Annotated in this window: 11 protein-coding genes and 4 pseudogenes; 8 read left to right on the top strand and 7 right to left on the bottom strand. The window is 67.9% G+C overall.

Going from position 1 to position 12,131, the window contains the following annotated elements:
• Positions 1–127: 127 nt before the first annotated feature.
• Positions 128–757, bottom strand: a complete 630-nt coding sequence (locus B0I31_RS42430) for an IS630 family transposase (protein WP_342751542.1) — start codon at positions 755–757, stop codon at positions 128–130.
• 109 nt (positions 758–866) lie between these two features.
• Positions 867–1,046: pseudogene (locus B0I31_RS43005) on the bottom strand (IS630 family transposase); the annotation flags it as partial.
• A gap of 786 nt (positions 1,047–1,832) precedes the next feature.
• Here B0I31_RS43005 and B0I31_RS41440 point away from each other — a divergent pair.
• Positions 1,833–2,009: a hypothetical protein gene (locus tag B0I31_RS41440; protein ID WP_219911020.1), complete on the top strand. Its 177-nt coding sequence runs from the start codon at positions 1,833–1,835 to the stop codon at positions 2,007–2,009.
• A gap of 64 nt (positions 2,010–2,073) precedes the next feature.
• Positions 2,074–2,556: a TnsA-like heteromeric transposase endonuclease subunit gene (locus B0I31_RS41445; RefSeq protein ID WP_281262349.1), complete on the top strand. Its 483-nt coding sequence runs from the start codon at positions 2,074–2,076 to the stop codon at positions 2,554–2,556.
• Between the two features lie 84 nt (positions 2,557–2,640).
• Here B0I31_RS41445 and B0I31_RS43010 read toward each other — a convergent pair whose 3' ends face one another.
• The gene (locus B0I31_RS43010) at positions 2,641–2,934 is read right to left on the bottom strand and encodes a transposase (protein WP_342751541.1); all 294 of its coding nucleotides are present in this window, start codon (positions 2,932–2,934) and stop codon (positions 2,641–2,643) included.
• 405 nt (positions 2,935–3,339) lie between these two features.
• On the opposite strand from B0I31_RS43010, the gene B0I31_RS39715 reads away from it, so the two are divergent.
• Together B0I31_RS39715 and B0I31_RS39720 are read left to right on the top strand one after the other, a co-directional pair.
• The gene (locus B0I31_RS39715) at positions 3,340–4,449 is read left to right on the top strand and encodes a sugar ABC transporter substrate-binding protein (RefSeq protein ID WP_245950809.1); all 1,110 of its coding nucleotides are present in this window, start codon (positions 3,340–3,342) and stop codon (positions 4,447–4,449) included.
• Positions 4,450–4,669: 220 nt separating this feature from the next.
• Positions 4,670–4,945 (top strand): annotated as a pseudogene (locus tag B0I31_RS39720) (IS30 family transposase); the annotation flags it as partial.
• A 232-nt stretch (positions 4,946–5,177) separates the two neighbouring features.
• Here the strand turns inward: B0I31_RS39720 and B0I31_RS39725 are convergent.
• The gene (locus tag B0I31_RS39725) at positions 5,178–6,092 is read right to left on the bottom strand and encodes an SDR family NAD(P)-dependent oxidoreductase (protein ID WP_106620543.1); all 915 of its coding nucleotides are present in this window, start codon (positions 6,090–6,092) and stop codon (positions 5,178–5,180) included.
• Positions 6,093–6,193: 101 nt separating this feature from the next.
• Here B0I31_RS39725 and B0I31_RS39730 point away from each other — a divergent pair, with 101 nt between their 5' ends.
• The 3 genes and pseudogenes from B0I31_RS39730 to B0I31_RS42440 all read left to right on the top strand — a co-directional run bounded on the left by B0I31_RS39730 (position 6,194) and on the right by B0I31_RS42440 (position 7,596).
• On the top strand, positions 6,194–6,859 hold the full coding sequence (locus B0I31_RS39730) for a TetR/AcrR family transcriptional regulator (RefSeq protein WP_106620548.1): 666 nt from the start codon (positions 6,194–6,196) through the stop codon (positions 6,857–6,859).
• Positions 6,860–6,923: 64 nt separating this feature from the next.
• Positions 6,924–7,196, top strand: a pseudogene (locus B0I31_RS42860) (SDR family oxidoreductase); the annotation flags it as partial.
• Positions 7,132–7,596 (top strand): annotated as a pseudogene (locus B0I31_RS42440) (DUF4192 family protein). The pseudogenes B0I31_RS42860 and B0I31_RS42440, both read left to right, overlap by 65 nt.
• A gap of 589 nt (positions 7,597–8,185) precedes the next feature.
• Here B0I31_RS42440 and B0I31_RS39750 read toward each other — a convergent pair.
• The 3 genes from B0I31_RS39750 to B0I31_RS39760 form a co-directional block, all read right to left on the bottom strand.
• Positions 8,186–8,755, bottom strand: coding sequence for a hypothetical protein (locus B0I31_RS39750; RefSeq protein ID WP_146174132.1), 570 nt, complete (start codon positions 8,753–8,755; stop codon positions 8,186–8,188).
• Between the two features lie 180 nt (positions 8,756–8,935).
• On the bottom strand, positions 8,936–9,211 hold the full coding sequence (locus B0I31_RS39755; RefSeq protein ID WP_106620546.1) for a hypothetical protein: 276 nt from the start codon (positions 9,209–9,211) through the stop codon (positions 8,936–8,938).
• 522 nt (positions 9,212–9,733) lie between these two features.
• Entirely contained in the window at positions 9,734–11,335 is a 1,602-nt protein-coding gene (locus tag B0I31_RS39760; RefSeq protein ID WP_245950811.1) for a glycoside hydrolase family 27 protein, read from the bottom strand.
• 440 nt (positions 11,336–11,775) lie between these two features.
• Between B0I31_RS39760 and B0I31_RS41115 the strand changes: the two genes are divergently transcribed.
• Positions 11,776–11,916, top strand: a complete 141-nt coding sequence (locus B0I31_RS41115) for a hypothetical protein (protein WP_181320786.1) — start codon at positions 11,776–11,778, stop codon at positions 11,914–11,916.
• Positions 11,917–12,131: the final 215 nt, after the last annotated feature.

Below are 12,131 nucleotides of genomic sequence, written 5' to 3' on the forward strand. Positions count from 1 at the left end.
CGGATGAGCCATGAGCACCGCGCCGACCGGGTCCGCCCCACGGTTGGGCTCTGCGGGAGGGGAAGCCCTCGCAGAAACCTCCGTCAACGCGCCTCAGCCTGAGCTGAAAGACCCAGCCAGTGCCGCGTCACGCAACCTCGATCAGGTAATCGGTCCAGGTGCGGATGGGTGAATCGGTGGCGAAGCCGGTCCTGGGTCTGGCTCGGGCGTTGCGCCGGCGGATGTAGGCGGCGGCCCAGGCGTGGACATCGGGGTGGCGGTGGGGCGAGAAGTTGTCCATGACCAGGTGGAGTCGTTGGTCCGGCCACCGTGTCCGCAGGCTTCTGAGCAGCTCCGGAAGCTCCCCGTGCCGCTTGCGACGGCGGATGCGGAAGTGGATCTTCCCGCTGGTCAGATCCAGGGCGGCGAGCATGTGCATCACGCCGTGGTGGCGGTTGTAGGTGGCCCGTAATCGGCGCGGCGCCCCGGTCGGCCGCCATGCCCTGCCCTTGCGTGGCTGGAGGTTGAGCGGCCCGAACTCGTCGACGCAGATCACCCGCCCCTGCTCCGGCGGATGGTCGTAGAGGTCCAGGATCCGGTGCATTTCACCATGAAGGTCCGGGTCGGTGGACGTCTTCCAGGTGGAGGTGCTCTGCCAGGACACGCCGCCTGCATGCAGGATGCGACGCAGGGTCTCCCGGCTGATCGTCGCGACGGTGCCGCGGTCGAGCAGGTGGTCGCGCAGCGTCGCGAGCGACCAGGTCGAGAACGCCGTGATACCCCCGGGAGGCGGGGGACGTCCGGGCGATCAGGCAGATCCGCTCACGGACCGCCTCACCGATCGTCCTGGGACGTCCCCCGCTCCATTCTGGGTCCAGCGCCGCGAACCCCCGCTCGTTGAACGCATGGATCACATCACGCACATAGTCGGCGCTGACCTGCATCAACGACGTGATGTCCGGGACCGCCTGCCCCTGGGTCGACATCGACACCACGATCGCCCGACGCAACCGCACCGGGTCCTTCGCGGTCCGACCGACCCGGGCCAACTTCCGGCCCTCCTCCATGGACAACGGCCGGACGAACACCTCCGGACGACGACCCACGACCACCTCCCACTCGACATGGGAGGACCAGCCTGGACGGTCAGCCCAACGGGGCGATTACCGGGTCAACGTTCCGAGATGCAGCACTAGTGATCTGAAACCGACGCGGTCGGACGCAGACTGTGGGGCCCACGCGCCCAGCGATCACCGTGGTGGCGACGCATGGCGCTGCGGCAGCGCACTGCGGCACATCGGCACGCTCGAATGCCACGTCGGGCAACCCCGGTGACGCCCGTGGACGACGTCCACGCCATCGCCGGATAGGCAAGGGGTCCGACATGTCGAGTGGCTGCGCAGGTTCGAATCCCGGCGGGAGCACCAAAGGATGGGAACATGGACGGGCGTCTCCGAGTTGGCGCTCCAGAACCATGATCTGATGCCGTAGCGCCAGGATCTCTGTGTCCTTGTCCCGGTCGCTCATAGGCAGCAGGCGCAGCAACGCGAAGGCGTTGGTCACACCGAGGTAGGCAATCGGAGGAGCACAGCCGGTCATCATGCCGTGCTGGTCGACGTCGCAGCGGATGGCAACCGTGCCGAGAGCGCTGGTGGTCTTGAGCCTCGTGCGTCCTCTACCTGCATGGATGAGGTTGTCGGCAGGCACAGCGCCCCTCTCCGGCAGCCCGCCACTTCACACGAGGAACGATGACGACACCACCTCCACCTGGCGGACCGCAGGTCAACCCGACCCCGCAACGATCCCGCCGAGTCCAACGAGAAGCGGCCCACGCGTCCGGGGAGAAGTTCGAGGTGGCGTGGTCGGACGCAGACGGCATCGAGCGCCGTACCGAGTTGGACGAGACGGCGTCGGCGCCGTTCGAGGCGGTGTCACCGGTGCGCCGGTTCCCGTCCTACCGGGGGCAGCGGAACTTCCCGGGGCTGTACTGGTCGGCGACGGTGGGCGGGCACGTGGGGTTCGAGTCGTAGCTGGAGCGCGAGCACGCGCTGCTGCTGGACTTCGACCCGCAGGTGGTGGGACGCCAGCCAGCCGTTGTGGTTGTTCTGGCCGGAGACCACGGTGTCGGGCCGGCGGCGGTGGCGCTCGCACGCTCCGGACTTCTTCGCCCGCCGCGCCGAAGGTTCGGCGCTGCTGCTGGACTGCCGTCCGGCCGGGCTGGTCAAGCCTCGGGACCGGGCGGTGTTCGAGTTGACGGCGCGGGCGGCGGCCCTGGTGGGGTGGGACTACGAGGTGGTCGACGCCCCGGACGAGGTGTTGCTGGCGAACGTGCGCTGGCTGGCTGGGTACCGGCATCCGAGGTTCGCGGTGGAGGCGGCGCGGCAGGGGCGCGGGCCAGCGCTGCGGACGGTGTTCTCCACGCCCCGGCCGCTGCTGGAGGGCGTGGAGTGGGTCGGCGAACCGATCGCGGTGCTGCCCGTGGCCTACCACCTGCTGTGGCGTGGGCAGTTGCGGTGCAAGTTGAACGTGCCGATGTCGATGGAGATGCCCGTGCACGCGGGGCGGTGGTCTCGGTGACCGGGACGGCGCCGGGGCGGCCGGTGCTGCGGGTGGGCGACGAGGTGGTGGCCTCGGCGGGCAGCACACTGTCCTCGGTACGGCTCAACCGGCCCGTGCGGTTCGCGCCTCGCGCAGCTCAGCCGACTCGGCCCGGCTCGCACCGGGCTTGGCGCCTTCGTCGATCTCGGCCTGGCGCAGCCACTTGAACAAGGTCATCGGATGGACCCCGAAGTCCTTCGCGATCTGCTCGACCGTCACACCGGGCTCACGGTCACGAGCGACCCGCACGACATCGTCGCGAACTCCTGGGGGTAGGGCTTGGGCACAGCGACATCCTCCCAGCTCGCCATCACGGCAAGCCAACTCAGATGTCACCAATCCGTGCAGCAGACCCACATCTGGCTACGCCACATCTGAAACACGGGCTAGCCGTCGCAGCTCGACTTGCTGTTACAACGCGGTCATCCGTCGCCCAACAGTCACGGGTGTCCTGTTGCTGTGCCTGGTCACGCCGGACCGCGTCACGTCCGATCTCAGGTGTAGCCGAACGCGGAGACATCTTGTCCGCAGAAGTGCGTGATCAGCATGGCCGGAATCGACTATGCCTTGGTTGCACGTGATGGCGTCGAGGCGCCAGGGGGGACCGTCATGGGCAGAGGTTCCCAGGCCGACGATGGTGACGGGTCGGACCCCGCTACGCGACGGAATTCTCTCGGGACGTCGGATCATCGTGGTCGTGTTGTTCGGCAGCGGGGTCGGGCCTCGTCCTCCGGTGCTGTCGTTCAGGCAGGTCGCGACGCTGTGGTCACGTTCGAGCAGCACGTCCACCATCGGGCATCGGTGGTTCGGTCGGCATCGGTGGGGATCACCGTGTTGGTCGCCGTGTGCGGTGTGGTCGTCGTCGTTGGCAGCGTCATCGTCATCCGCAGTGGTGTGCTGCTGGAGCCGGTGCCCGCGTGGACGATTCCCGTAGCGGTGTCGCTCGTAGCCGTTCCGCTTCTGCTGCGCCGGATGGCGCGGAAGGCGGACACGCGGCAAGTATTCCTCGTCACCTCGGCTTTCAGTCAGAAGTACTGGGTCGCCGAGTTCGTGCAGCGTCTGCACCGGGCGCTGGACCGCAAGGGCATCAACCTGGTGCTGAAGGTGCCCGACCGGGACTACGACGCTGCCTCGCAGGGCCACGACTTGCGGAGGGTTCTCAACACCAAGGACAGTTACCTGGGTGGGTTCGTCGTTCCGACCGAACTGCACCGGATGCGCTCGCTGCTGGTGGAGTTCTGCGCCGAACTAGCGCTGCCGGTGGTGTTCACCGACGTCGAACCGTTCGACGACGAGAGCGAGTACCCCGCGAACACCGCGTTCGTCGGCTACGCCAGCGCCGACCTCGGGGCGGAAGCGGGCCGTTGGCTGGTGGACCACCTGCGGCGACGTGGTGTGCGGCGGCCACACGTGTTGATCGTCGCCAGCCGTGAGCACTCCGATCGCCAGGAGTCCTGTGCGGACGTCCTGCGAACCGGCCTGGGCAACGTTTCGATCAGTATCGACGACACCTGCGCCTTCAGCCGCTCACGTGCCTACGACGCGGTCCAGGCCCACATCCGATCCCAAGCCGTGCGGTCGCTCCGTCTGGACGCCGTGTTCTGCACCAACGACGAAATGGCGCTGGGGGCGGTCGACGCGCTACGCGCGACGGAATCACCGCTCACCAGGGAGACCACCGTCATCGGCATCGACGGGATCCCCGAGGCCCGACACCTGATCGCGAACGCCGCAAGTCCGCTGCGGGCCACGGTGGTCCAGGACCCTCACCGCCTTACCGAGAGCGCCGTCGAGGTACTGCAGAGGATGCTCGATGGCCGCCGGACCGTGACGCGAACCATTCTCAAACCCGAGGTGTATCAAGTCCGGTGAACATCTCTGGACTCGGTCGGGCCCTTCGGGTGGGCGGAGGTCGCTCTAGCGACTCTGACCTGCGAGTTGCAGTAACGCGGCTTCGGACCTGTCGATCAGTACGTCCTGACGAAGTACCTGTCACCGCCACGGCCGTGCTGCTGGCAAAGATCCTGGTCACTTGATACTTGGTCCCTTCGGGTCGCCATGGGGCGAAGCCTGCGGACGCATGGACCCGCGGTTGCATGCCACGCCGACGTGGGACCGGGGCATGGAGTTGGCCGCACACAAGGCATTCACCACCGCCACCGGTGTCGCGGTGTTCTTCGCCGACCCGCGAAGCCCTCGGCAGCGCGGCACGAACGAGAACACCGATAAGCTGCTGCGTCAGTACCTGCCCAAGGGCACGAACCTAACCACGTTCAGCCAGGAGGACCTCGACGCCATCGCGGCGAAACTCAACAACCGACCCCGCAAGTGCCTCGGGTTGCGCACCCCGGCAGAGAGTGTTGCCTGACCGGTTGAACCTAAGGGTCAGGCCCAGGAGAACCGCGGCTCGCGACGTCAGGTTGGAAATGGCTCACCGTGTTGGTGGCGGTGCGGTCCGACCGGCGCCATGACTGCCGTGGCGACGATGGCCAGGTCGTCTGGGACGCGCTTCGGCGACGTGACTGCAAACCTGGGATGAGGCCGCTCTCGTATCGTGCGCGCAACGGCGACAAGGCCAAGTGCCGGCCCCTCGGCGCAGCTCACGCCGTGGTGGTTGCCCGGCCGACCGGGAACCGCACGCCGGTGAGGTCTTCCGAGACGGCCCAGAGGCGTTGCTGCACGGTCAAGTCGTAGGAGTCGGGGCTGGAGGTGACCAGCCTCGGGTGGCCGCGCCGTTCGGCCAGGCCATCGGGGCCGTAGTACTGCCCGCCGAGGACGGACGGGTCGGTGGCGGCCCGCAGGGTGGGAAGGGCGCCCGCCGTCGCGGGCTGGGTGATCACCGGGGCGAGCCAGGTGATCAGTCGGCGGGCGACCGGTGGGGTGTTGCGGGCCAGTTCGGTGTTGGACACACCGGGGTGTGCGGCCACTGCGGTGGTGGTGCCGTGCGCGGCGAGCCTGCGTTGCAGCTCGTAGGTGAACATCAGGTTGGCGAGCTTGGACTGGCCGTAGGCGGCGGCTCGGCTGTAGGTGCGCTCCCACTGCAGGTCGTCGAAGTGGATGGCGGCGCGGATGCGGTGACCGGTGCTGCTGACGGTGACCACCCGGGAGCCGGGCACGGGCAGCAGCAGGTCGAGCAGCAGCCCGGTGAGCGCGAAGTGGCCCAGGTGGTTGGTGCCGAACTGCATCTCGAAGCCGTCGCGGGTGGTCTGCTTCGGGGTGTACATCACGCCGGCGTTGTTGATCAGCAGATCGATCCGCGGGTGGGTGGCACGCAGGTCGGCCGCTGCGGCGCGCACCGATTCCAGCGAGGTCAGGTCCAGCTCCTGCACGGAGACGTCGCCGTGGATCCGAGCGGCGGCCAGCTTGCCCTTCTCGGTGTCGCGGACGGCCAACACGACCGCCGCCCCGCGCTCGGCGAGTCGCCGGGCGGTCTCGAAGCCCAATCCGGTGTTGGCGCCGGTGATCACGGCCAGTCGGCCGTCCTGGCGCGGGATCTGCTGCTCGGTCCACTTCATCGAAGGCTCCTAATGTACCGCCGGTAACTTACGATCGGAACGATAATGTACCGCCGGTACACTGTCAAGGTACCGGCGGTACCCAAGCTAGGGTGGGCATCATGACGTTCCAGCGGGCGCGCACCGAGGAGCAGCGCGAGGTCCGGCGGCGGGCGATCCTGGAGACGACCTCGGCGATGCTCGACGAGATGCCGGTGGCCGAGGTGAGCCTGAACGAGCTGAGCCGGCGGGTCGGCTTGGCCAAGACGGCGGTGCTGCGCTACTTCGAGTCCCGCGAGGCGGTGCTGCTCGACCTGATGGACGACCGGACGGCGACCTGGCTGGCCGAACTGGAGCAGGAGCTGGCCCTCGGTGTCGACTTGGGACGGCCCGCGGTGGAACGGGCCGAGCAGGCGGCCGACGTGCTCAGCGGGTCGCTCGCCGCCCGGACGGTGCTCTGCGACCTCTACGGCGCGCAGGGCGGAGTGCTCGAGCACAACGTCTCGGTCGAGGTGGTCCGCCGGCACAAGCGGGCCTCACTGGGCAACCTCGCGGTGATGGCCGACCTCGTCCGGCGGTACCTGCCCGAGGTCGGCGACCAGGCCGAGCAGTTCTGCCTCACCGTCCTGCTGGTGGCCGGCGCGCTGTCCGCCTACACCTCGCCGCCGCCGAGCCTGCTCGCCGTCTACGAGTCCGAGCCGGCGCTGGCGGTCCACCGCATCGACCTGCGGACGGCCCTGCGGCTCGCGATCATCACCACGCTCGTGGGCGTGCTGCCACGCTCCTGAGGCCGAAGCGCGGCAGCACCCGACGGGTTCGGCCGGGGACGGACGAAGGACGGCCCGTCACTCGATGCCGTTGTCGATCGCGTGGAGAATCGGCTTCCTGGGAGCGGTGCGGCTCGATCGAGCGCTTCTCCCGGCGATGAGCAAGTCCGGGGCGGGCGTGGTGCTGCACTTCACCTCGATCCAGCGTGAACTGCCCCAGTACGACGCGTCCCTGGCGTACGCGGCAGCGAAGGCTGCTCTGCGCACGTACAGCAAGGGGCTCGCCAACGAGCTTGCGCCACGCGGCGTGCGGGTCAACGCGATCAGCCCCGGCGGGATCGAGACGAAGCCGTTTCGACCTGCTGCACGAACACGTGCTCCGCGCCGGCGACCGCACGCAACCGCTCGCCGACCGCGAGATCGCCGACCTGGCGTTCGCGCTGACCACCCCACTGGTCCGCGACGCCTGCTTGTCCCTCGCCATCAGCGAGTACGCCGACCACGCCGAGGCCCTGTGGACCGAACCGGTCCGCACCAGCCCCGCGCCCTAACGAGCCGAACCGGCCGCGCTCCTGGCCGCGTACGCCTGCCTGCGAGGGGATCTCGACCTAGCCGCCGCCGCGATCGGAGACGTCGAGAGGAGCTGCCCAGGGCACCGCCTCGGCGAACTGCTGGGCACCGCGCTGCGCAACGGCATCGATCCGCGACATCTACGTGAGATGGCGCGGCGAAGCCGCACCCTGATCGCGCAGCTGTGACCCACCACCCGAACAAGGGGTGCTATTCACCCAGCCGCCGGCGGTCCGAGCAGAGCGGCTGCGTCCAGATCCGCGTCCTCGCACCCGCTGGAGCGGATTCGTGACGCAGGAACAGGACTCCGGATATTGGCCTGGCGACCGTCCCCGTGGTGCCAGGGCGAGGGCCCAACACCATGCCGGATTGGTGATCACGGCGGTGTCTCCTGACGGGAGGAGTGTTATTCGTGCGTTGACAACACGTGGCGGGAACAGTTGCAGATGTTCGAGTCGTGCGCCTCGGTCTTTCGCCTGTGGCGGACTGCTCGTTCTGGTGCGAATCCGATTGTTGCGGCTTCGCCACTGGTCGATTTGGTCGACAGGTTCGACTTCGGAGCGCTACTGGGCTCGCATCGGTCTGATGGCTCTGTGTATGTGCAACGCGACTCGCGATAATCGAGGCCGATGCGTGGGTTCGTCGCTGGCGGGTGGCGGAGCGTCCGAACTGTATCCGGTGTCCGGTCAGGTGACCTCCGCAACGGTCGCACCCTGTGTCGGCCCAGCCCTGTTGCCAGGAACTTCGAGTGCGCCCGAACAGTCGCATTCGGACCGGTTACTTGGTCCAGACTGTGGCGTGGACCCGGATCTCGCTGCCAGACGCGAGCACGTCGAGCCGGAAGATCCGGCCTTCGGGCGTACGGCCGCAGACGATGGCCCCCTTCACCAGGTCGTCTACCTGGTTGAACCCGCTTTCCGACACCTGCGCGGCGCACTGCTCCTTATCCGGAGGAGTCGACCCCGGCCATTCCGCGAGGACATGCTTCCCGGTGACGTAGAGCATTTCTCCGGCAAGTGCCTGGATCTTCTCCGAAGAGACCTTGCGAGGCGGGACGGAGTCCAGGTTCCACTCGCCGAAGATGACCTCTTCGTCGAGTTGGACGCCCGCCGGCAGGGGTTTCGCCTGGGGTGTCTGCTGTACGGCCTGAGCGGGGCTTGTTCCGCTTGTCGTCGAGGCTACGGTTTCGGTGGTGACTCCCGGTAGCGCCGCGTCGCCTGTGTCCTTGCCCTTGCCGACCAGAAAGGCGGCGAGGCCGACCAGTGCTGTGATCAGCGCGGCGATCGCACTGATCACAGCGGCGCGGTCCTTCGACCGGCCGCCGCGCTGAGATTCGTTGTTTACCACGGTCGGTGAGAGTACCGCCTCGCTGTGTGACGTAGGAGCAGTATGCCGGATCGACTCGATGAGCCGTACGCCATCGGCGCGGCCGCCGTCGAGCAGCGCGGGGTCGAGGTGGAGGGCGTAGGCGAGGGTCGCTGCGAGCGGCGTGGATCAACACCCGGCCGGGGGGTGCGATCGGTCTTTCTACTGCACCGCCGCGAGCTGTCGATTCGACGTTTTCCGCAGTTCAGGACAGGATTCGGTCCATCCCAAGTCGGCCGTCACCCGCCCCACCGCCAACGCGTCCTGGCTCATCAACCGAATCGCGGCCACGGTGTCCTCATCGCTCAACCACTTCGCGAGCGCCCTGGGTTCGTCCGGCAGCGGAGGCTTCCGCGCCTCCCTCCGAACCCGCCGCACCTCGTCCAGTTCCACCCGGTCCAATCGACCGAGATACCTCGCGAACGCACCCAGATCCATGTCGGGATTCTGCCCAGCACCGCGGCAGCCCCAGGAGCACCTCGCCGGCCTGGTGTCGGCGAACCTTCGGTATCCCACCGACACAAGCCGGCATCAAATCGCTCGTGCTGCGACTCACCAACGAGAATCCTGTGGGCACCGGCGAATACAGGGCGAAATGGTCCGGCTGGGGGCACCACATCGCACCCTCCGCAGCTCAGCGCCCCCAGTGCGGAGTTCTGGCACCCCACACGCATTTGGGCGGCGTTATCCAGATCCGAGGCTCGGCGTCGCGGGCGTGATCGGCATCCGCCTGGCAGGGTGAGGCGGAGCGCCGCCCGGTGCGGCCTGCTCGTAGGCCCGGGCCCGGCCGGCCTGGCGGCACTCCTCCACGGGACCGGGTCGACGCCTGTCCTCATGCGGGAGGTGTGAGCGCTTGACGTCTCTTGGGCTTGTACGTCGTCCACCTGCCTGGATGAGGTTTTCGGCAGGCACACGGTCCGGTCGGCGGCGACCGCGCAGTTCGCGGTCGCCGCCCGGGGATCAGGTGCGGGTCCACCTCTGGTTGGTGGCGCCGTGGCAGTCCCAGATGATGACCTTCGTCCCGTTGGCGGTGGCGCCGCCGTTGACGTCCAGGCACTTGCCCGACGCCACCGCCGTCACACTGCCGTCCGAGTTGACGCGGAACTGCTGGTTGGTCTGGCCGTTGCAGTCCCACAACGTCACGGCGGTGCCGTTGGCGGTGCCCCGGTTGTAGACGTCCAGGCACTTCGCGCTGTCGTAGGCGCGCAGCTCACCGGCCGCGGTCGTGGTGAAGCGCTGGTTGGTCTGGCTGTTGCAGTCCCAGATCTGGGCCAGGGCGCCGTTGGTCGGCGTGCTGCCCGGGATGTCCAGGCAGCGGCCGGAGCTCTGGCTCACCAACGAGAACGACGTGGGCGCGGGGCCCCCGCCGCCGCTGACGACGTACACCGCCGTGCCGTGCGCCGGGACGCTGGCCGAGATGGTGCCCGAGGTGGTGGTCGTGCTGTTGGTCCAGGCGTCGCGCAGCGTGAACGAGCTGCCCGACAGGCCGATCGCGCTCGCCGTGGTCGAGACGGTGGTCGTGCCGCCGCCCTGGTTGAACAGGGCGACCGCGACGTTGCCGTTGGCCAGCCGCTTGGCCAGGACGCGTCGGGTGCCGTCGTTGGAGATCTGCGCCGCCTGCAACCCGAGCGGGTCCTGGTTGATGGCGATGAGGTTGGCGTTCTTCAGGATCGTCTGCGTGGCGGCGTCCATGTTGCGCAGGTCGTTGCCCGCGATGAGGGGCGACGCCATGACGGCCCACAGGGCGAAGTGGCTGCGCATCTCGGTGTCGTTCATGCCGCCGCGGCCCACCTCCATCATGTCCGGGTCGTTGAACCCGCCGGGCTTGGCGTAGGACGCCAGGGGCACGGTGACGTTGACGATGTTCTGGATGCCCATCGGGTAGCCGTTGGTCTGCCCGGTGTCCCACTTGTTGGTGATGTCCTCGGTGGTGCGCCACATGTTCGCCACGTCGCCCCAGTTGCGCCTGGGTCCGGTCTTGTCGTGGATGCTGTTGGAGTTGATGCTGTAGACGATCGGGCGGCCGGTGGCGCGCAGCGCGTCGCGCATCTTGGCGAACGTGCGCACCTGGTCGTCGATCGTGCCGCTGGGCGAGCACCAGTCGTACTTGAGGAAGTCCACGCCCCACGCGGCGAACTGGCGGGCGTCCTGCTCCTCGTGGCCCAGCGCCCCGGTCGAACCGGGGTAGGAGTTGAAGTACTGGGCGCACGTCTCGGTCAACGGCGCCTGGTAGATCCCGAACTTCAGGCCCTTGCCGTGGATGTAGTCGCCGAGCGCCTTCATGCCGCTGGGGAACCGGCCCGGGTCGCCCTGGAGGTTGCCCGCCGAGTCCCGGTTCGGGTTCATCCAGCAGTCGTCCACCACGACGTACTCGTAGCCCGCGTCACGCATGCCGGAGTTGACCATCGCATCGGCCATCTGCCTGATCAACGCCTCGTTGATGTTGCAGCCGAACGTGTTCCACGAGTTCCACCCCATCGGGGGCGTGCGCGCCACACCGTTCTCCAACGCCTTCGCGGACGACGTATGCAGTACCGCCGTCATCGCGGACAGCAGCAGCACGCCTGCCGCTAACAGCGTTGCCGCCCTGCGAGGACGGGGAAGTCGTGTTGCTGTCACCCTGATCTCACTCCTCGGTGCGTACGACGTTCCGGCTGCCATCCGTGCTGCCGCACGGCCGGGCGCAGCGCTGCCCGTTGCTCCGGAAATCCGGGTTCGACAAATCCGCCGGCGGGCTGTGACGCGGCGGCTTCCACCAGCGGCGCAGGCTTCGACGGAAACAGTGTGGCACTCATTGTTCACGCTCACAAGAGAGTCTCGGTGGGGCAGGTATGCGGCAATCCGGGTGAACCGCCGTTCGGGACGGAGTCCTCGTTCAGAGTTTTTAGCACTGCTTCCACCTGGGGTTACGTGGTTCCGTCCCGACTGTTCGACAATGATTCGACGCCAGGTAGGCCGTAGTTAGCGCTAACATTTAGCACCCGGCCCAGCACTGCCTGCAGGTGGCGTTCGTTGATGATGAGCGGTCGGACGGTGCCGACGAATCGCTCGGCGTGGGTGTTGGCTCGTGGATACCGTGGGGGATCTTCACGACCTGGATGCCGGTGGCGGAGGAGGCCGCGTCGAACGAGGTGGTGAACTGACCAGCTCGGTCGCCGACCGGGATGTCCGCCGTCGCAGTGGGGACCGTGCCGTTCCGGAAGCCGGAGCACGTTCCGTGATCGAGGCAGATCGTCGAACTGGTCGACAACTCGGGTCGCGCGCCTAAGGGTTGTCACGTAACTGATCTTGCGGTTGGCGGCTCGGGGCTTCTTGGTCAGCCGGTGAGAGCGAGGTTGTGGAGGCGGGCGATGCCGGA

The sequence above is a fragment of the Saccharothrix carnea genome (assembly GCF_003014735.1).
GTDB classification, from domain to species: domain Bacteria; phylum Actinomycetota; class Actinomycetes; order Mycobacteriales; family Pseudonocardiaceae; genus Actinosynnema; species Actinosynnema carneum.

Excerpts from the sequence above, each read along its gene's own strand:
- B0I31_RS39730 (WP_106620548.1), top strand. The coding sequence starts at position 6,194 with ATGACGTTCCAGCGGGCGCGCACCGAGGAGCAGCGCGAGGTCCGGCGG.
- B0I31_RS39725 (WP_106620543.1), bottom strand. The coding sequence starts at position 6,092 with ATGAAGTGGACCGAGCAGCAGATCCCGCGCCAGGACGGCCGACTGGCC.
- B0I31_RS39755 (WP_106620546.1), bottom strand. The coding sequence starts at position 9,211 with ATGGATCTGGGTGCGTTCGCGAGGTATCTCGGTCGATTGGACCGGGTG.